Origin of the sequence: Paraburkholderia xenovorans, assembly GCF_046030735.1 — a bacterium.
Taxonomy (GTDB): domain Bacteria; phylum Pseudomonadota; class Gammaproteobacteria; order Burkholderiales; family Burkholderiaceae; genus Paraburkholderia; species Paraburkholderia xenovorans_A.
This window is the reverse complement of record NZ_JAQQBV010000004.1, coordinates 93,953-113,431: the sequence shown is the minus strand read 5'-3', so window position 1 is coordinate 113,431 and position 19,479 is coordinate 93,953. Positions and strand designations below refer to the sequence as shown.

Here is a 19,479-nt window from a genome sequence, read left to right as displayed (position 1 = left end):
CCGGCGCGAACGTACTCCAACGAACTCTTGACCGACCATGAATACAACGACTGTTACCCCACTGCTAGAGAAAGCCGCTCGCGCGCCGAAGGCCGAGCTGCATATTCATATCGAAGGCTCGCTCGAACCCGAGTTGATCTTCGCGCTCGCCGAACGCAACGGCGTGAAGCTCGCGTACGACTCGATTGAAGCGCTACGCGCCGCCTATGCGTTCACCGATCTGCAATCGTTCCTCGACATTTATTACGCCGGCGCGAGCGTGCTGCTGCACGAGCAGGACTTCTACGACATGACGACCGCCTACGTGGAACGCTGCCTCGCCGATAACGTGATCCACAGCGAAATCTTCTTCGACCCGCAGACGCACACCGAACGCGGCGTGCCGATCGCGACCGTCGTGGCCGGTATCGAACGCGCGCTCGCCGACGCGGAAAAACGCGGAATGACGAGCAAGCTGATTCTGTGCTTCCTGCGCCATCTGTCGGAAGAAGACGCGCTCGCCACGTTCGAAGAAGCGCGGCCGTTGTTCGAGCAATACAGGCATCGCCTGATCGGCGTGGGGCTGGATTCGTCGGAGCGCGGTCATCCGCCTTCGAAGTTCGAGCGCGTGTTTGCGCAAGCACGCGCGCTCGGTCTGAAGCTCGTCGCACATGCGGGTGAAGAAGGCCCGCCGTCGTATATCTACGAAGCGCTCGATCTGCTGAAAGTGGATCGCGTCGACCACGGCGTGCGCAGCATCGAAGACCCGGCGCTGGTCACGCGTCTCGCGGATTCGCGCGTTGCGCTGACCGTGTGCCCGCTGTCGAATCTCAAGCTGTGCGTGTTCGACGACATGACAAAACACACGCTGAAGGATCTGCTGGATCGCGGCGTTGCCGTAACGGTGAATTCCGACGACCCGGCCTATTTCGGCGGTTACGTGAACGCCAATTATTTCGCCACCATCGACGCGTTGAAGCTCAACGATGCCGAGGTCTACACGATCATCCGCAACAGCTTCGAAGCGTCGTTCGTCACGCCCGGGGAACGCAGCGAACTGATCGCGAAGCTCGACGCGCACTGGCACTCAGGCGGCCCGCACTGACGGGCCGATACAGCGCAGCCGGCGGCGGCCGGGGTTCTCGCAGGAACCCATGGCCAGTTACCGTCCGCGCTGTTCAGCTTCTCACCTCGGTTCCCAACAATACGGAGACGGTTTCACCCATGACTCAATCGGCTTACCGCGCACAACTGCTGACCTTCAACGGCGATCCCGCGCAATCGTCCAAAGCGGCGGTCTTCAACGAGGACGGCCTGCTGATCGTCGAAGACGGCCATGTCGTCGCGGCAGGCGCGTATGCGGCGCTCGCGTCGCAACTCGCGCCGGGCACCCAGGTGCAGGAGATGCGCGACAAGCTGATCGTGCCGGGCTTCATCGACACGCACATCCACTATCCGCAGACCGACATGATCGCGTCGCCGGCGCCGGGTCTGCTGCCGTGGCTGAACGAATACACGTTCCCGACCGAACGCCGTTTCACCGATCCGGCCTATGCGCGCGACACCGCGAGTTTCTTCGTCGAAGAACTGCTGGCTTGCGGCACGACCACCGCGCTCGTGTATTGCACCGTGCATAAGGAATCGGCCGACGCGCTGTTCACCGAGAGTGAAGCGCGCAATCTGCGCATGGTGGCCGGCAAGGTGCTGATGGACCGCAACTGCCCCGAGTTTTTGCGCGACACCGCGCAGTCGGGCTACGACGACAGCGCCGAGCTGATCGGCCGCTGGCACAATCGCGGCCGCCAGATGTACGCGCTCACGCCGCGCTTCGCGCCGACCTCGACCGAAGCGCAGCTCGAAGCGTGCGGCGTGCTGGCGGCCAAACATCCGGATATTTTCATTCAAAGCCATGTCGCGGAAAACACCGACGAGGTGAAGTGGGTCGCCGATCTGTTTCCGGGCCATCGCAGCTATCTCGACATTTACGATCACTATGGGCTGCTGCGTCGTCGCGCGGTGTACGGCCACTGCATCTACCTCGACGCGGAAGATCGCAAGCGCATGGCGCAGACCGGTACGGTCGCGTCGCACTGCCCCACTTCTAACCTGTTCCTCGGCAGCGGCCTGTTCGACTTCGACAAGGCCGACGAAGCAGGCATGCCGATCGCGCTCGCGACCGACGTCGGCGGCGGCACGTCGTTCTCGATGCTGCAAACGATGAACGAGGCGCACAAGGTCGCGCGGCTGACCGGCCATCACCTGACGGCCACGCGCATGTTCTACCTCGCGACCGCGGGCGCGGCCGAAGCACTCGATCTCGCGGACAAGGTCGGCACACTGAAGCCGAAGTCGGAAGCGGACTTCGTCGTGCTCGATCCGCAAGCGACGCCGCTGCTCGCGCGCCGCACCGCGCGCACCGAATCGCTGGAAGAACTGCTGTTCGCATTCGCACTGCTCGGCGACGACCGCGCCATTTACGAAACTTACGCGGCGGGCAAACGCGTGCATCGCCGTGACGATGGGCGGCAGCATGCGGTGCGGGCGGCGCAGATCGCGGCTTGATGGAGCGGCGATGGTGAGCGCCTGACGCCGTCGCCATTTCAAGCGTCTTACATCACGCATTGCCCCTTATGGCCGACCATTCGCCCTGCTATACTCCGTCGCTCATTGGGGAGTAGCCGCCTCGCGAGACCTCTGCACCGCTGTCATCCGGGTGTGTCGAGCGTTCGATTCGCGGGGGCGCCTGTCAACAGACTTGGCCAGCATTGGCCATGGCAGACGCAGCCTCTGGCCTGGCGAGACCGATGATCCACACACGCCGCATCAGGGCCCGGCGATGTCGTGGGTCGTCGCTCGTTCATATCTCGGCCCCGGGGGAAAAACATAAAGTGGATCACGCCTTCGTCATCTCGACGGGCGCGGTTGCGCTCGCCGAAATCGGCGACAAGACGCAATTGCTCTCGCTCGTCCTTGCCGCCCGCTATCGCAAACCGCTGCCGATCATTCTCGGTGTATTCACCGCCACGCTCGTCAATCACGCGTGCGCCGGCGCGCTCGGCGCGTGGCTCGGCACGCTGCTCACACCAACCGTCATGCGCTGGGCGCTGGCCGCGTCGTTCATCGGCATGGGCCTGTGGATTCTGGTGCCCGACAAACTCGACGACGAAGAAGCCAACACCAGCCGCACGCATTTCGGCATGTTCGGCGCAACCGTGGCGACCTTCTTTCTCGCGGAAATGGGCGACAAGACGCAGATCGCGACTGTTGCGCTCGCTGCGCGCTTTCACGATTTCTTCGGCGTGGTGGCGGGCACGACGCTCGGCATGATGATCGCCAACGTGCCGGCAATCCTGCTCGGCGACCGCTTCGCGCATCGGCTGCCGACCACAGTCGTGCACGGGATCGCCGCTGTGATGTTCGTGATTCTCGGCACACTGGCGTTGCTCGGTATCGGCGTGTGACGCGCTTCGATCGCGCAAAAAAAGAAGGCCCGGCAGGATGAACTGCCGGGCCTTCCTGATCGAAGCACGCCTATCGCACTACGGACCGAAACCGTCAGTGCATTTTCAACTTGCTGCCGCTCACTGCGCAGCCTTCGCACCCGACGCCGGAGCCGGCGCGGCCGCAGGCGTAGCGCCGATCTCGTTCGACGCGCCGCCGTTCTTGTCGAGCGGAATCTTCACCGTGTGGACCACGCCGTTGCCGAGCGGAAAGTCCGACAAAGCGCTACGCGCCAGATACGGCATAGCCCGCACCAGCGACGATTCCTCGCCCGCATTACGCGCGGTCACGTTATAGACCTCTTTCCCGGAAGCCCGCTCAGTGATCCGCACGCCGAGCAGATGCGTAAATACCGGATAGCTCTGGTTCACGTAAGCAGTCGCATACGGCCCGTACGGACCCCACGGGCCCCACGGATCGAACGGCCGGCCCCAGCCCCAGTAAGGCGCGGGCCACGGGTTGTAGTACACCGGCTGGGCGACCGTCACCATGTCCGAGCGAATCCCATACGACAAACCGACCAGATAACGCGCGGCGCCGGCATCGACCTGCCGGAACGCATGGGTGGCGAGTTCGTTGGCGACGATCCGTTCGTAAGTGGTGAGTTCGAGATTGTTCTGCTGGTCCGCCGTGCGCGTGAACGCGTACGTGCGGGTGGCGTCGCTGCCGCTCCAGTCGGAGAACGCCGTGACCTGGGTGGTCACATAGGTCGTGCAGCCGGACAGCAGCACCGTCATCGTCGCTAGCAGCAGCGCGGCGTGGCGGGTCCATCGATGAAAGTTCATGGTCTAACCTCGTATTACCTGTTTTGACTCCGGCACCGCCGGGTTCCTCGGTGCGCAGCGCTTCCACGCGCACAGCGCGCCCGATAATACGCTGACCAGGCGATTCGGTAAAAAGTTCGCGCCGCACGATCCGCCGAGGCTTTGTACAATGGCTCGACAAGCCCGGCTCGCGCGCCCTCGGCGCGCATGACGGCTCGAGTCCCATCACTACAGAACGCCATGGCCGATACCGCAACGCCCAATGTGATCCGCCGCGCCGATTACGCGCCGCCCGCCTTCCTGATCGACACCGTCGCACTGGAGTTCGATCTGGTTCCCGAACGCACGGTCGTCAGGAATACGATGCGTGTGCGCCGCAATCCCGACGCGGCGCGCGCCGCGCACTTCGAGTTGATGGGCGAGCAACTCGAGTTCGTCGGCGCAACGATCGACGGCGCGCCGTTCGCCCACGCGCGCGCGCACGAGCACGGCCTCACGCTCGACAACGTGCCGGACAGCTTCGAAGTCACGCTCACCAATGTCTGCAATCCGGCGCAGAACACCACGCTGTCGGGCCTGTACGTGTCGGGCGGCAACTTCTTCACGCAGTGCGAGGCCGAAGGCTTTCGCCGCATTACCTACTTCCTCGATCGCCCGGACGTGATGGCCACGTTCACCGTCACGCTGCGCGCCAGCAAGGCCGACTATCCGGTGCTGCTGTCGAACGGCAACCTGCTCGAAGAAGGCGAGTTGCCCGACGGCCGCCATTTCGCGCGCTGGGAAGATCCGTTCAGGAAACCGAGCTATCTGTTCGCGCTGGTCGCGGGCAAGCTCGTCGCGCTCGAAGAACGCGTGAAAAGCGGTTCGGGCAAGGACAAGCTGTTGCAGGTGTGGGTCGAACCGCACGATCTGGACAAGACCCGCCACGCGATGGATTCGCTGATCAACTCGATCCGCTGGGACGAGGAACGCTTCGGCCTCGAACTGGATCTCGACCGCTTCATGATCGTCGCGGTGAGCGACTTCAACATGGGCGCGATGGAGAACAAGGGGCTCAACATCTTCAACACGAAGTACGTGCTGGCGAACCCCGAAACGGCGACGGACACCGACTTCGCGAACATCGAGGCGGTGGTCGGCCACGAGTATTTCCACAACTGGACCGGCAATCGCGTGACCTGCCGCGACTGGTTCCAGCTGAGCCTGAAAGAAGGCCTGACCGTATTCCGCGACCAGGAATTCTCGGCCGACATGGCCGGAGGCCAAAGCAACAGTAGCGATGAAGCCGCCCGCGCCACCAAGCGCATCGAAGACGTGCGCGTGCTGCGCCAGATGCAGTTCGCCGAAGACGCGGGTCCGATGGCCCACCCGGTGCGTCCGGAAAGCTACGTCGAGATCAACAACTTCTACACGATGACGGTCTACGAAAAAGGCTCGGAAGTCGTGCGGATGTATCAGACGCTGTTCGGCCGCGACGGCTTCCGCAAAGGCATGGACCTGTACTTCAAGCGTCATGACGGCCAGGCGGTGACCTGCGACGATTTCCGTCATGCGCTCGCCGACGCGAACGGCCGCGATCTCGCGCAATTCGAGCGCTGGTATAGCCAGGCCGGCACGCCGCGCGTGTCCGTACGCACGCAGTACGACGCCGCGCAACGGCGCTACAGCGTGACGCTCACGCAAGGCTACGGCGAAGCCGCGCCGTCCGCGCGAGATACCCAGAAGGGACCGCTGCTGATTCCGTTCGCGATCGGTCTGATCGGCAGCGACGGCACGGATCTTCCGCTGCAACTTGAAGGCGAAGCGCAGGCTTCCGACGCCACGACCCGCGTGCTCGAATTCACGCAGACGGAACAGACTTTCACGTTCGTCGATGTCGCACAGGAACCGCTGCCCTCGCTGCTGCGTAACTTCTCCGCGCCGGTGATCGTCGAATACGACTACTCGGCGCAACAGCTCGCGTTCCTGCTCGCGCACGACAGCGATCCGTTCAACCGCTGGGAAGCCGGTCAACGGCTCGCCACGCGCGAATTGCTGACGCTGGCGGGCCGCGCGGCCACCGGCGTGCCGCTGCAACTCGACGACTCCGTAGTCGACGCATTCGCGCGCGTGCTGACCGACGAGACGCTTTCACCCGCGTTCCGTGAACTGGCGTTGATGCTGCCGTCGGAGGCGTACCTGGCCGAACAGATGGCCGAGTCGAACCCGGCCGCCGTGCACGCCGCGCGGCAGTTCGTGCGCAAGCGCCTCGCGAATGCGCTGAAGAACGAGTGGCTGGCCGTGTACGACAAACATCGCACGCCCGGCGAGTACGAGGCCACGCCCGAGGCTTCCGGCCATCGCGCGCTGAAAAATCTCGCGTTGTCGTATCTCGCCGAACTGGACGATCCGGCCGAGACCGTGCGCGTCGCGTCTGCGCAATACGATGCGGCGAACAACATGACCGACCGCTCGGCGGCACTCTCGGCGCTGCTCAATGCGTCGGCGGCGAACGGCGGCAGCGCCGAAGCGCAGCGCGCGCTCGACGACTTCTACCAACGCTTCGAGAAGGAGCCGCTCGTCATCGACAAATGGTTCGCACTGCAAGCCACGCAGCGCGGCAGTGCGAAGCGTCCGGTGATCGACGTCGTGCGCAAGCTGCTCGCGCATCCGGCATTCAACCTGAAGAACCCGAACCGCGCCCGCTCGCTGATTTTCAGCTTCTGTGCCGCGAACCCCGCGCAGTTCCATGCCGAAGACGGCTCCGGCTACGCGTTCTGGGCCGAGCAGGTGATCGCGCTCGACGCGATCAATCCGCAAGTGGCGGCGCGTCTCGCCCGCTCGCTGGAACTGTGGCGCCGCTTCACGCCGACGCTGCGCGACGGCATGCGCGCGGCGCTGGAGAAAGTGGCATCGCAGGTGAAATCGCGCGACGTGCGGGAGATCGTCGAGAAGGCGTTGGCATGATGCCCGTCTGAACAGGTTTCAGACATCGGAGAGCCGGCACAGTGTTGCCGGTTTTTTTCGTCCTGCGCCGGTGGCGTCGCACGCCGGATGCGGCACACGTTAGCCATCTGGACGACTGTTCTTATCCACGTCACAGGGTGAAAGTAAACGCATTCATTTAACGGTTTACGTTTAACGCATCGCGTTATATCATCCCATGATCACGACATTCGGCGACAAAGCTACGGCAAGAATTTTTCAGGGCAGGTTCGTGGATTCGCTGCCGCATCACATGCAGGCGCTCGCGCGCCGCAAGCTGCTGATGATCGACGCCGCGCATTCGATTCACAACCTGCACGCACCGCCCGGCAACCGGCTCGAAGCCTTGCAGGGGCAGCGCAGCGGGCAATGGAGTATCCGCATCAACGCGCAGTGGCGGATCTGTTTTCATTTTGTCGAAGGCGAGGCGCTGAATGTCGAAATTGTCGACTATCACTGATTACTGGGAGACCAGCATGGTCATCAAACGCTCCGAACTGGCGAGCATCGATTTCTCGGACATCGACACGGGCGAAAGCATCCCTGAGATACACCCCGGCGAGATCCTGCGCGGCGAGTTTCTCGAACCGCTCGGCATGTCCGTCAATGCGCTCGCACTCGCGCTGCGGGTACCGGCGCCGCGCATCAACGACATCGTTCGCGGCAAGCGCGCCATTTCGGCAGACACCGCGCTGCGGCTCGAACGCTACTTCGGCGCGAGCGCGCAGTTCTGGCTGAACCTGCAGATCGGCTACGACTTGCGCGTCGCGACGGCAGCGGCCGGCGAGCAGATCGAGCGCGAGATCGAGCCCATGCCCAAGGCGGAGCGGCCGAAACTGCCCAAAATGTCGGCTGAACATGCGCGCGCGGCGGCACTCGCCGCCAGCCTGAGCGGCAATGCCGCCGCCGGCAACGCACGCCGCAAAGCCTGAGCACGCGTCGATTTCACCGCGCGCGGCAGCGGCCGGCCGCATCGCCCCGTACGTTCGCGAGTCAAAAGCACGGAGCCGACACAACGAACGGTTAAAATCGAGATATTCCTCAAGCCTCCCCGGAGTACAGCAATGGCTTTGCAACGTCGTACCACTCTCACGAAGTACCTGATCGAACAGCAGCGCGAGACCAACAACCTGCCGGCGGACCTGCGCCTTTTGATCGAAGTCGTCGCGCGTGCATGCAAAGCGATCAGCTACCACGTCAGCAAGGGCGCGCTGGGCGATGCGCTCGGCACCGCGGGCAGCGAGAACGTACAGGGCGAAGTGCAGAAGAAGCTCGACATCCTGTCCAACGAAATCCTGCTCGAAGCGAACGAATGGGGCGGCAATCTGGCCGGCATGGCTTCGGAGGAAATGGAACAGTTCTTCCCGATTCCCGCGAACTATCCGAAAGGCGAATACCTGCTGGTGTTCGATCCGCTCGACGGTTCGTCGAACATCGACGTGAACGTGTCGATCGGCACGATCTTTTCGGTGCTGCGCTGCCCGGACGGCCAGCAGCCCACCGAGCAATCGTTCCTGCAACCCGGCACCCAGCAGGTCGCGGCGGGCTACGCGGTGTACGGCCCGCAGACCGTGCTGGTGCTGACCACCGGCAACGGCGTGAACTGCTTCACGCTGGATCGCGAGCTCGGTTCGTGGGTGCTCACGCAAAGCGACATGACGATTCCGGTGGAAACGCGTGAATACGCGATCAACGCGTCGAACGAACGTCACTGGTATCCGCCGGTCGAGCAGTACATCGGCGAGTTGAAAGCCGGCAAGGACGGCTCGCGTCAGAGCGACTTCAACATGCGCTGGATCGCGTCGATGGTGGCCGACGTGCACCGTATCCTGAACCGCGGCGGCATATTCATGTATCCGGCCGACAAGCGCACGCCGGACAAGCCTGGCAAGCTGCGCCTGATGTACGAAGCGAATCCGATGGCGTTCATCGTCGAACAGGCGGGCGGCGCGGCGACCAATGGCGAGAAGCGCATTCTGGACATTCAGCCGAAAAGCCTGCACGAGCGCGTGGCGGTGTTCCTCGGCTCGAAAAACGAAGTCGACCGCGTCACCCGCTACCATCTCGAAGCAAAAAAGTGAGCGTGGGGGCTTGCCAAGCCGATAAAGAAGTCCCTATAATCTCGTTTCTCCTGATGCCGGAATAGCTCAGACGGTAGAGCAGCGCATTCGTAATGCGAAGGTCGGGGGTTCGATTCCTCTTTCCGGCACCACAAGATTCAAGCAAAAAGCCCAGTCCTCGTGACTGGGCTTTTTGCTTTTACGGCGTCTGTTTTCCGCTTGATTACGCGCCGAAATTCTGCCGCTCGAACGAAGCGGTCACGCCGAAGTTGTGCGCAACCACCGCATCTTCCCGCGCGCTGCTTTCCGTGCGCTGCGGCGAACCATACGCAACCACGGCCTCCTGCGGCGCCGACGCAAACCACGAAATCCGGCCGGCACATTCGATTCCGACCTGACGTCCATTCCAGTAGACAGCGTTTTCCATGGCGAACTCTCTGAGGGGCAAAAACCGCCATCTTCCGCGCGAGTGGTCGCGCGTCCGTTAGCTAACGCACTCTGCAGCGCGAATAACTGTCTTTCCGTGATAGATATTGTCGGGCACGCTCCGTGCAGCCTCGCCAGCAATCGCCGGCCCGGCGACGCCCCACTCCAGACCGACACTCATGGACGTTATCCGCAAAAAGCCCCGCCCGACTCCGAAACCGAATACCAGCAACACGCCCTCACCTGCGGGTTTCGTCCGCGTGCGCGGCGCTCGCGAACACAACCTGAAGAACGTCGACGTGGATATCCCGCGCGACGCGCTCGTCGTGTTCACCGGCGTGTCAGGTTCGGGCAAGTCGTCGCTGGCCTTCGGCACGCTGTACGCCGAGGCGCAACGCCGTTACTTCGAATCGGTGGCGCCGTATGCGCGACGCCTGATCGACCAGGTCGGCGTGCCCGAAGTCGACTCGATCGAAGGTCTACCGCCCGCTGTCGCCTTGCAGCAGCAGCGCGGCACGCCGAGCGCGCGTTCGTCGGTGGGCAGCGTGACGACCTTGTCGAGTCTCGTACGCATGCTGTATTCGCGCACCGGCGACTACCCGCCGAAACAACCGATGCTGTTCGCCGAAGACTTCTCGCCGAACACCGTGCAAGGCGCTTGCCCCACGTGTCACGGACTCGGCCGCGTCTACGAGGTGACCGAAAAATCGATGGTGCCCGACGACTCGCTGACCATCCGCGAGCGCGCGATCGCCGCATGGCCGCCCGCGTGGCACGGCCAGAATCTGCGCGACATTCTGGTGACGATGGGCTACGACGTCGACACCCCCTGGCGCGACTTGCCGAAGAAAGACCGCGACTGGATTCTCTTCACCGACGAACAGCCGACCGTGCCCGTCTACGCCGGTTTCACGCCGAAGGAAACGCGCGCCGCGTTGAAGCGCAAAGCCGAACCCAGCTATATGGGCACCTTCACCGGCGCGCGCCGCTACGTGTTGCACACCTTCGCGAACACGCAAAGCGCGCTGATGAAAAAACGCGTGTCGCGCTATATGGTCGGCAGCATCTGTGCGACGTGCCACGGTAAGCGGCTCAAGAAGGAAGCCCTGTCCGTGAAGTTCGCCAGTCTCGATATCGGTGAATTATCACAACTACCGCTCGCGCAACTCGCGGCGCTGCTCGAACCGATCGCCCGAGGCACGTGGCCCGACGAGCCAGCAACGGCCACGGGCAGCAAAAGCAGCGTGCTCAGCAAACATGCGATGCGCGAAGCCGTCGACAAGCGGGTCGCCGCCGGCGGCTCCGCGCACAAGGCGTCACCGGATGTGCGACGCACGCCGAATCTCTCCGAAGAAAAACGCGTCGCCGCACAGCGGATCGCGGCCGAACTGCTCGAACGCCTGAGCACGCTGATCGACCTCGGCCTCGGCTATCTGGCGCTCGAGCGCAGCACGCCGACGCTGTCGTCGGGTGAGTTGCAGCGCTTGCGGCTGGCGACGCAATTGTCGTCGCAACTGTTCGGTGTCGTGTATGTACTCGATGAGCCGTCCGCGGGCCTCCATCCCGCCGACGGCGAAGCGCTCTTCACCGCGCTGGAAGGCCTGAAGGCGGCGGGCAATTCGCTGTTCGTCGTCGAACACGATCTGCAGATGATGCGCCGCGCGGACTGGCTGGTCGACGTCGGCCCCGCGGCCGGCATTGCGGGCGGCCACATCGTCTACAGCGGTCCGCCCGCGGGACTCGCCGAAGTCGAAGCGTCGCAAACGCGCCGCCATCTGTTCGCGCCGGCCGCTTCACCGACGTCTATCGATCGCTCGCCGCGCTCGCCTGCCGGTTGGCTCAAGCTTGCCGGCATCACGCGCAACAATCTGCACGGACTCGACGTCGCGTTTCCACTCGGCTGCCTGACGACCGTTACCGGCGTGTCGGGCTCCGGCAAATCGAGCCTCGTGAGTCAGGCGCTGCCGGAACTCGTGGCGAGCCGGCTGGGACGCATCGTCGAAAGCGCCGATGAAGACGAGCAGGACCCGTTGCTCGCCGTGCTCGCCGCCGAAACCGTGCCGACAAGCGGCCACATCGCCGACGGCATGGACGCGCTGCGACGCCTCGTGCGCGTCGACCAGAAGCCGATCGGACGCACGCCGCGCTCGAATCTCGCGACCTACACCGGCCTGTTCGACCACGTGCGCAAGCTGTTCGCCGACACACCGCTCGCGCAAAAACGCCGTTACGGCGCGGGCCGCTTTTCGTTCAACGTCGCGCAAGGCCGCTGCCCGACCTGCGAAGGCGAAGGCTTCGTCAGCGTCGAGTTGCTGTTTCTGCCGAGCGTCTACGCACCGTGCTCGACCTGCCACGGCACCCGCTACAACCCGCAGACGCTGGAGATCACGTGGCGTGACAAGAACATCGCCGAGGTGCTCGATCTGAGCGTCGACGCCGCGTGCGATTTCTTCACCGACGAAGCGCAAGTCATGCGCGCACTGAATGTGTTGCGCGACATCGGCCTCGGCTATCTGCGGCTTGGCCAGCCCGCCACCGAACTGTCCGGCGGCGAAGCGCAGCGCATCAAGCTCGCCACGGAGTTGCAACGCGCGCAACGCGGCGACACGCTGTACATCCTCGACGAACCCACCACCGGCCTGCATCCCGCCGACGTGGACCGCTTGATGGTGCAACTGCAAGGTCTCGTCGACGCGAACAATACGGTCGTAGTGGTCGAGCACGACATGCGAGTGGCCGCACAAAGCGACTGGGTCATCGATGTCGGCCCGGGCGCGGGTGATGCCGGCGGCACGATTGTCGCGAGCGGCACACCGGGCGAGGTGGCTCGCGCGAAAGACAGCCGTACCGCCGCATACCTGAAGCAGCGGCTCGCGGTGTGAACGTCAAGTCAAGCGCCGACGTCAGCGACCACAATCCCTGCACCCACCGCGTGACGGACCCATGTCGCTAAGGCGCTGAGTTCGACCGGAACACGGCGCCTACTAATTTGCGTAAAACGCCTTAAAAACTATTTTCGACCGTCAACGAAGTCGCGGAATGAGTCGTTAACCAAAATATCAGGCGCGGTGAATCGACTGAACAAAACGGTAATTAACGAACGTTCGGACGGGCGCGCGGAAAATCATGCAGATGTGGCAACGCACAAAATATGCGGCAATCCTTTTTTATCGCCAATTGTGAACCAGTGGTATTGAACTGGAATGCAGTTAATCCACCAAAGGTCGGCGGGACAAGCTCAAGCGGGGAAGCGACAGAGAAATACCTGAGGTAAACCACGAGCGGCAGCAATTACAGCTAAAGCAAAGTGAACCGGTAAATTCTATTTAAAAATTCTGCCTGGATGTGCGTCTGTGCCGTTAATGCAACACACAACATGTGATCCGCATCAGACACTGGTGCAAAACGGGGACCGAGGCAGATAATCGGTTTGTAAAGGAGAGAGATCATGGATGCCAAACCAACGAAAATTCCGACCCCGGATAAAGTTTTCAGCCCGGATCCGGAACCCGCTGGCGTCGAGTTTTTGGGTGCAGAACTGCCGGAGCACGTTCGCGCCTTTTTCGACGAACAACGCAAGTCGTGCGACTCGAAGTAATTGTGTTGCAGCGCGAGGCGGTATCGAACTCCGCGTGTTTCTCGCGCGGAGAATGCGAGCACGCGCGTGACAATTCTTTTAGCGCTTGCCTGGTGACGCGGATTACGATCGTCCCGATCGGGTCTTCGATCGCCTGATTACGACGCCTGGCCTGACGGTTCGGCGTCAGTTTGCTCATGGCCGCGAGCAAACGAATTCGGAAAACTTCCTTTGCTGCGTGTGAATGCCAGCGCAACTCGAGCGTTCAGGCCGCATCGTCTATTCTTCTGTTTTTCTTCCACGGTCGTTTGACCCAATCCGCCTTCATGAATCGTTCGTATCGCTTCGGCGCGTCATGCGCACTTGCGTTGTTCGTCGCGTTCGCGCTCTCGCCTACCCCCGCAGTGGCCGACGGCGACGACACCGCGCTCACCAACTTAATCGCGCTGGCTTCGCAACGCCTCGCGCTAGCCGAGCCGGTGGCGCGCTGGAAATGGGCGAATCATCAGGACATCACCGATACGCCGCGCGAAAACGCGCTGCTCGCCGACGTCGCGAAACGCGCCGTGGCCGCGAACGTGGAGCCAGCTTTTGCGCGCGCGTTCTTCCAGGATCAGATCGACGCCAGCAAGGACGTCCAAAACGCACTCTTTGCAAGCTGGCGCAGCACGCGGCCGCCGGAAGGGCCCGCGCCCGATCTTGCGACCAGCACGCGCCCCCAACTGGATCGGCTGACACAGGCGCTCATCGCCGGACTCGCGCGAGTGCAACCGATACGTGCGGCGCCGGATTGTCCGTCGCGCGTCGCGCAGTCGCTCGCTAACTGGAAATCGCTGACCCGTTACGACTCGGCACGCTCGAGCGCCCTCACGCGCGCGCTCGGCCATGTGTGCGAAACGGGTGGTGTCGGCGCGACCGGTTAAACGCTCTTGATGCGATTGGGTATCCCGGGCGGCAGACGTCCGGTTGATCAGACGCGGCTCGTCGTCACGGGCTCGCTAACTCCGGCAACTACGCGACGCTAGCCACAGGCACGCCGCTCGACACGCTCAGCGGCAACACCCGCAAGCCGCGGGCAAGATGGCTCTGCAGAATGCGATAGGTCGACAGCTCGAACATTCCGACGACGCTCGACGCGTGCAACGCCGCCGCCTGCGCGAGCGAAGCCGCGTGACCGAGGTAACACCACCGGTCGACCACATGAAACGCGCGCGCCAGCGACTCCGCTTCGCGCTCTTCGAACACGATCGGCCCGTCGAACGGCCACGGCGCGTCCTTCGGATCGCTCTTCGCGATGCGCGGCACGCGATTGTGCCCGGGCCGCAAACTAGCGATCCATTGCGCCTCGGCGAGCATCGCACCGAGTTCGCCACCGGTCGCGCGCCATTCGACGCGCCGCACCTGCAGCGCGAGCCGCATGTCTTTCGCTGAGCGCCGCTCGCCGGTCAAATGCGCGCGCAGCCGCTGGCGCACCCGCACGCTGCGCCCGACGAAAAGCGGCAAATCGTGTTCGCCATAAAACACATAGACGCCGCAACCGGCCGGCGCGGTATCGAGAAAATCCTCGGTGATGTCGCCGGCCAACCGGTATCGCCGCGTGGTGCGCTCGATCTGCGCGCGCAGCACGTCCAGCGGCACGAGCCCATGCAATCGCTGCCAGAACTGCCAGATCAGATCGGCGTCGGCGAGCGCCCGGTGGCGGTCGGATGGGACAAGCGCATGGCGTTCGACCAACGCATCGAGTCCGTGGCGCTTTTCCGCCGGAAACAGCGCGCGCGACAGACGCACCGTACACAGCACGTCCGGATCGAACGCGAGGCCCACGCGACGAAATTCGCCGCGCAGAAAGCCGCGGTCGAAGCTCGCGTTATGCGCAACAAACAGTTTGCCGTTCAAACGCTCGAACAGATCGGGCGCAATGGCGTCGAACGTCGGCGCGCCGCGCACCATCGCATTCGTGATGCCGGTGAGTTGCTGGATAAACGACGGAATCGGCTGCTGGGGATCGACCAGGGTGCTCCAGCGCGATACGCCGGCCGGCCCGACTTCGACCACACCGACTTCAGTAATGCGATGCTCGCTGGTTGAGCCGCCGGTAGTTTCCAGATCGACGAAGACGATCGGCACGTCGAGGGCCGGTTCCGGCAGAAACTGTTCAGACATGGAAAAAGATACTTGGACGCGTGATTTTGCAGCAAGTATGCACCAGATGACTGTCGCGTACTCACTTCGGATCGCTTCGCGATGGATAAATTCGCGCCACCGGCGCCTGTGTTCATCAAAGTCTGACGATGGGATTTGGAAAGGCCACGATTATTTTTCCACGACGTTGCGTCGATTAAACAAAGCGCCCTCATTTTAATATTTGATAAAAATCAATGCCCACTGAAATCGCCGATCTAACTGGATAGTTAATCAGCGCTGCATTTGATCGACGAGGGCGCATAAAAAACCCTCGCGTATAGCGAGGGTTTTGATCACAGACCGCCTACGCGCGCTACACGCGGCGTAGCGTAACTTATAGCGGCTGGATATTCGCTGCCTGCTTGCCCTTGGGGCCTGCCTTGACGTCGAAGGAAACGCGCTGATTTTCCTTCAGCGACTTGAAGCCCTCGGAGCGAATCTCCGAGAAGTGCGCGAACAGATCGTCGCCACCCGAATCCGACGTGATGAAGCCAAAGCCCTTAGCATCGTTGAACCATTTGACGATACCAGTTTCCATGTTCCAGTTTCCCTCAAGATTTTTATCAAAAACGGGCGATGCCCTTAAAACCGAATTTCTCCGAGCAAGGCTACCGCCGGATTTCTGTCCGCACCTTGCTATCTCTATAAAGATGGAAACTCAGCATTGCCGTTATACGGGGAACGAAGAATCTCCGTCAAGAGAATTTTTCGTATGCGCTTAGCACGCAATCCGATTAATCTTCGCCAGGCTAATCGACAACTTGCTACGCATATTCATAGTGGCTTGGATACGCACGATGTCATTATTACTTGATGAATTTGACTTATGTCTGTCAGCGGGAATTTTTTCTTAAAATTTTTGAAGGATGTAACAAACTTTGATTTTGGTAAGTGTTTGTCCGACTTGTTGCACTGCAGTTGCGGTCGCATGATTGGGACGCGAACACATCGTATTGCGCATCAGGAGAGTGCCATGCTGTTCAATGATTTCCGCCGCTTCATCGCCCGGCTCACCCAATCTCACGCGAAGATGGCTTCCGACCAACCGGCATCGGCCAGCACCGTCTCGTCAGTCTTTGATTTCGATCCGATGTGGCACGGAGACCACTGGCAGAATCTGTTGGCTTCCCCAATGGACGCGCGCCGCTACGTCATGGAAGACTGGAGCGCATCGGTACAGACCAATTGGGACGTGGCAGAAGCGCCCGCACACTGACGATGGCGTCCAGGCGACAACACTACAATGCCCCTTTGAGCAGGTAGTAATCAGACAAAAATCAGGCAAAAAAAAGCGCGACTGGGGAGTCGCGCCGACAAAGGTTTGGAGATCTTTTTCGTCAACGAAAAAGTCTGCTTCGGAAAGCAGAAACTTCAGTATAGCGGCCAGATACATTCTCATTATTCTCATAAATAACAACCATGTATTGCCGTAAACACAACAATCGTTCCATACCCTTTATTGCGTTGTTTTTTCGCATCGATTAGTGTCGCAATTGAGCAACGCAATTCATTTGGGCTACCTCCTCAATTTCCGCCGATTACCCTGAAAGCCTTTATTACCAAGGCTTCCAAGGTATTCATTTATCGTTTCAAATCGCGTAATACTTTATTGCGCAAATCGGAATGCCCACGCCAAGTGGCGCCTCTCTACACTCTGCCTAACCGGAAACCAGCGTGTCTGGAGAACGACATGCATCTCACGCGGATCGCGCCTCTCGCAGCGCCCGCGTGAAGGTCCCCCTAAGCCTGACACCCACTCTCGCTCTCGGAGTTAGAAAATGAAAAAGACTCTCATGGTCGCTGCCCTCACGGGCGTTTTTGCAACGGCTGCGCATGCACAAAGCAGCGTGACGCTGTACGGCTTGATCGACGCAGGTATCACCTACACGAACAACCAGCACGGTCACAGCAACTGGCAGGAAACCAGCGGTTCGGTGAATGGCAGCCGTTGGGGCCTGCGCGGTTCTGAAGACCTGGGTGGCGGTCTGAAGGCCATCTTCACGTTAGAAAACGGCTTCGGCATTAACGACGGCACGCTCAAGCAAGGCGGTCGTGAATTTGGCCGTCAAGCGTTCGTCGGTTTGACTAGCGACCAGTTCGGCGCCGTGACCCTCGGCCGTCAATATGACAGCATGGTCGACTACGTCGGCCCGCTGGCTCTGACCGGCACGCAATATGGCGGCACGCAATTCGCCCACCCGTTCGATAACGACAACCTGAACAACTCGTTCCGGGTGAACAACTCGGTCAAGTATCAGAGCGTCAACTACGGTGGCTTCAAGTTCGGCGGCCTGTACGGCTTCTCGAACCAGGCTGACGGCTTCGCGAACAACCGCGCCTACAGCGCCGGCGCGTCGTATAACTGGGGTGGCCTGAACCTCGCGGCCGCTTACCTGCAACTGAACAGCAACGGCGCAACTGGCGCGGCTGCAGCGTTCAATTCAGGCGGTGCGGTTTCGAGCGACAACACGTTCTTCGCTGCGCGTCAGCAAACGTGGGGCGCAGGCGCTAACTACGCGTTCGGCCCGGCAACGGTCGGCCTCGTGTACTCGCAAACCAATCTGTCGGGTCTCGCCGGTATCGGCGCAGGCGCTTCGGGTCAAACGGGCGGTGTTGGCGGCTTCGGCGGCAGCAGCGCGCACTTCCAGAACTTTGAAGCCAATGCTCGCTATGCGTTGACGCCGGCAGTCAGCGTCGCCGGTTCGTACACGTACACCCGCGCAAGCCTGGCTGGTACGCGTCCGCACTGGAACCAGTTCAACCTGCAAACCGCGTATGCGCTGTCCAAGCGTACCGACGTGTACCTGCAAGGCGAATACCAGCAAGTCAACGAAAACGCAGTCGTCGATGCCGACATCAACGGTCTCGGCGCTTCAGGCAACAACAAGCAAGTCGCTGTCACCGCAGGTCTGCGTCACCGCTTCTAAGCTCGCTTTAAAGCCTGCTTTCAGGCCACTGGCAATACCCGCCGCATCGAAAGGCGCCGTTCGCGGCGCCTTTTTTCTTGCGGCATGGAATCAGATTTACGTAGGAGAACGAGATGGACCGGCTGTCAGACGCCGAATGGGAGCGCATCAAACACCTATTACCCGCGCCGGGCGCCCACAAGTCGACCGGACGGCCAACCGCCGATTCGCGCGCCGTGCTTAATGCCATTCTCTGGATCGAGCGAACAGGCGAGCGCTGGCTATATCTGCCGGCGCACTTCCCGCCGCAACAGACGTGCTACGCCAGATATCTGCAATGGAAGCGCAACGGCATCCTGGATCAGATTCACGCGCTACTCGCTGGCGCCGGCACTTGCACCCGTCTGGAGCCGAATACAAACAATCCGGTTGCGGCCGGCTGAATCGCTCGCCCTCCGCCTGCCTGATTCGACAACCCGCCGCGGCGCCGCCCTTAACCGCCGGCGTCAGGCGGCGGATACCTGACGTCCAGAATGTCGATCGGCTGTGGGCCGGCAGGCGTGTACAACGTCACTGTATCGCCGATTCTGGCTTTGAGTAACGCCCGTGCAATCGGCGAAATCCAGCTTACGTGGCCGACATCCAGATCGACCTCGTCGACGCCGACAATCGTCACCTTGTGATCCTCACCGTCTTCGGTTGAATATTCGACGGTCGCGCCGAAGAAAACCTGATCGACGTTTTCCTGCTTGCTGCTGTCAACCGGTTCGGCGAGATCGAGGCGTTTGGTTAGGAAGCGGATCCGCCGATCAATTTCACGCAGACGCCGCTTGCCGTAGATGTAGTCGCCGTTTTCAGAGCGATCGCCGTTGGACGCCGCCCATGACACGAGCTTCACGACCTCGGGCCGCTCGTTGTCGATCAGATTCAGCAGTTCGTCACGCATGCGCCGGTAGCCGGCAGGCGTGATGTAGTTTTTCGTGCCCGGCGGAATTTCGGGCTGCGCGACGTCGAGATCGTCGTCATTCTCTTCGCTCGACTCTTTGACAAAGGCCTTGTTCATGATGGTCCATTAACTGCAGCAAACGACTGCCCCATCAAGGTTACACGATCAGGGG

18 protein-coding genes, 1 tRNA gene and 1 riboswitch are annotated in these 19,479 nt (G+C 61.6%); of the genes, 14 read left to right on the top strand and 5 right to left on the bottom strand.

Annotated elements, in window-relative coordinates; all coding sequences use genetic code 11:
• Positions 1-37: 37 nt before the first annotated feature.
• From PQQ51_RS05210 to PQQ51_RS05200, 3 genes are all read left to right on the top strand, one after another.
• Complete coding sequence (locus tag PQQ51_RS05210) at positions 38-1,084, top strand: adenosine deaminase (protein ID WP_408495370.1); 1,047 nt, start codon at positions 38-40, stop codon at positions 1,082-1,084.
• 119 nt (positions 1,085-1,203) lie between these two features.
• Positions 1,204-2,541, top strand: coding sequence for a guanine deaminase (gene guaD / locus PQQ51_RS05205; RefSeq protein ID WP_408495368.1), 1,338 nt, complete (start codon positions 1,204-1,206; stop codon positions 2,539-2,541).
• A 95-nt stretch (positions 2,542-2,636) separates the two neighbouring features.
• Positions 2,637-2,857: riboswitch (yybP-ykoY riboswitch) on the top strand.
• 10 nt (positions 2,858-2,867) lie between these two features.
• A complete protein-coding gene (locus PQQ51_RS05200) occupies positions 2,868-3,440 on the top strand; it encodes a TMEM165/GDT1 family protein (RefSeq protein ID WP_408495366.1) in 573 nt (190 codons plus the stop codon).
• Between the two features lie 120 nt (positions 3,441-3,560).
• Here PQQ51_RS05200 and PQQ51_RS05195 read toward each other — a convergent pair whose 3' ends face one another.
• Positions 3,561-4,265 carry a DUF4136 domain-containing protein gene (locus PQQ51_RS05195; protein ID WP_408495364.1) on the bottom strand — a complete coding sequence of 235 codons (705 nt, stop codon included), beginning with the start codon at positions 4,263-4,265 and terminating at the stop codon, positions 3,561-3,563.
• Positions 4,266-4,484: 219 nt separating this feature from the next.
• On the opposite strand from PQQ51_RS05195, the gene pepN reads away from it, so the two are divergent.
• From pepN to PQQ51_RS05170, 5 genes are all read left to right on the top strand, one after another.
• Positions 4,485-7,190 carry an aminopeptidase N gene (gene pepN, locus PQQ51_RS05190; RefSeq protein ID WP_408495362.1) on the top strand — a complete coding sequence of 902 codons (2,706 nt, stop codon included), beginning with the start codon at positions 4,485-4,487 and terminating at the stop codon, positions 7,188-7,190.
• Between the two features lie 196 nt (positions 7,191-7,386).
• Entirely contained in the window at positions 7,387-7,668 is a 282-nt protein-coding gene (locus PQQ51_RS05185) for a type II toxin-antitoxin system RelE/ParE family toxin (protein ID WP_408495360.1), read from the top strand.
• A gap of 16 nt (positions 7,669-7,684) precedes the next feature.
• A complete protein-coding gene (locus tag PQQ51_RS05180; RefSeq protein ID WP_408495358.1) occupies positions 7,685-8,140 on the top strand; it encodes a HigA family addiction module antitoxin in 456 nt (151 codons plus the stop codon).
• Between the two features lie 132 nt (positions 8,141-8,272).
• Positions 8,273-9,289, top strand: a complete 1,017-nt coding sequence (locus tag PQQ51_RS05175; protein ID WP_408495356.1) for a class 1 fructose-bisphosphatase — start codon at positions 8,273-8,275, stop codon at positions 9,287-9,289.
• Positions 9,290-9,344: 55 nt separating this feature from the next.
• Positions 9,345-9,420: transfer RNA gene (locus PQQ51_RS05170), tRNA-Thr, on the top strand.
• A 71-nt stretch (positions 9,421-9,491) separates the two neighbouring features.
• Here PQQ51_RS05170 and PQQ51_RS05165 read toward each other — a convergent pair.
• Positions 9,492-9,695, bottom strand: a complete 204-nt coding sequence (locus PQQ51_RS05165) for a hypothetical protein (RefSeq protein WP_408495354.1) — start codon at positions 9,693-9,695, stop codon at positions 9,492-9,494.
• Positions 9,696-9,873: 178 nt separating this feature from the next.
• Here PQQ51_RS05165 and PQQ51_RS05160 point away from each other — a divergent pair, with 178 nt between their 5' ends.
• The 3 genes from PQQ51_RS05160 to PQQ51_RS05150 all read left to right on the top strand — a co-directional run bounded on the left by PQQ51_RS05160 (position 9,874) and on the right by PQQ51_RS05150 (position 14,194).
• Positions 9,874-12,576: an ATP-binding cassette domain-containing protein gene (locus PQQ51_RS05160; RefSeq protein ID WP_408495351.1), complete on the top strand. Its 2,703-nt coding sequence runs from the start codon at positions 9,874-9,876 to the stop codon at positions 12,574-12,576.
• 566 nt (positions 12,577-13,142) lie between these two features.
• Positions 13,143-13,292, top strand: a complete 150-nt coding sequence (locus tag PQQ51_RS05155; protein WP_165614451.1) for a hypothetical protein — start codon at positions 13,143-13,145, stop codon at positions 13,290-13,292.
• A 305-nt stretch (positions 13,293-13,597) separates the two neighbouring features.
• Complete coding sequence (locus tag PQQ51_RS05150; RefSeq protein WP_408495349.1) at positions 13,598-14,194, top strand: chorismate mutase; 597 nt, start codon at positions 13,598-13,600, stop codon at positions 14,192-14,194.
• A gap of 88 nt (positions 14,195-14,282) precedes the next feature.
• Here the strand turns inward: PQQ51_RS05150 and PQQ51_RS05145 are convergent, their stop codons facing one another.
• Positions 14,283-15,434, bottom strand: a complete 1,152-nt coding sequence (locus PQQ51_RS05145) for an exonuclease domain-containing protein (protein WP_408495347.1) — start codon at positions 15,432-15,434, stop codon at positions 14,283-14,285.
• Between the two features lie 355 nt (positions 15,435-15,789).
• Entirely contained in the window at positions 15,790-15,993 is a 204-nt protein-coding gene (locus tag PQQ51_RS05140; protein ID WP_408495345.1) for a cold-shock protein, read from the bottom strand.
• A gap of 435 nt (positions 15,994-16,428) precedes the next feature.
• On the opposite strand from PQQ51_RS05140, the gene PQQ51_RS05135 reads away from it, so the two are divergent.
• From PQQ51_RS05135 to PQQ51_RS05125, 3 genes are all read left to right on the top strand, one after another.
• On the top strand, positions 16,429-16,671 hold the full coding sequence (locus PQQ51_RS05135) for a hypothetical protein (RefSeq protein ID WP_408495343.1): 243 nt from the start codon (positions 16,429-16,431) through the stop codon (positions 16,669-16,671).
• A gap of 562 nt (positions 16,672-17,233) precedes the next feature.
• Positions 17,234-18,382, top strand: a complete 1,149-nt coding sequence (locus PQQ51_RS05130; protein WP_408495341.1) for a porin — start codon at positions 17,234-17,236, stop codon at positions 18,380-18,382.
• 113 nt (positions 18,383-18,495) lie between these two features.
• Positions 18,496-18,804, top strand: coding sequence for a transposase (locus PQQ51_RS05125; RefSeq protein ID WP_408495339.1), 309 nt, complete (start codon positions 18,496-18,498; stop codon positions 18,802-18,804).
• A gap of 50 nt (positions 18,805-18,854) precedes the next feature.
• Here the strand turns inward: PQQ51_RS05125 and greB are convergent, their stop codons facing one another.
• Positions 18,855-19,424 carry a transcription elongation factor GreB gene (greB, locus tag PQQ51_RS05120; protein ID WP_408495337.1) on the bottom strand — a complete coding sequence of 190 codons (570 nt, stop codon included), beginning with the start codon at positions 19,422-19,424 and terminating at the stop codon, positions 18,855-18,857.
• Between the last annotated feature and the right edge of the window lie 55 nt (positions 19,425-19,479).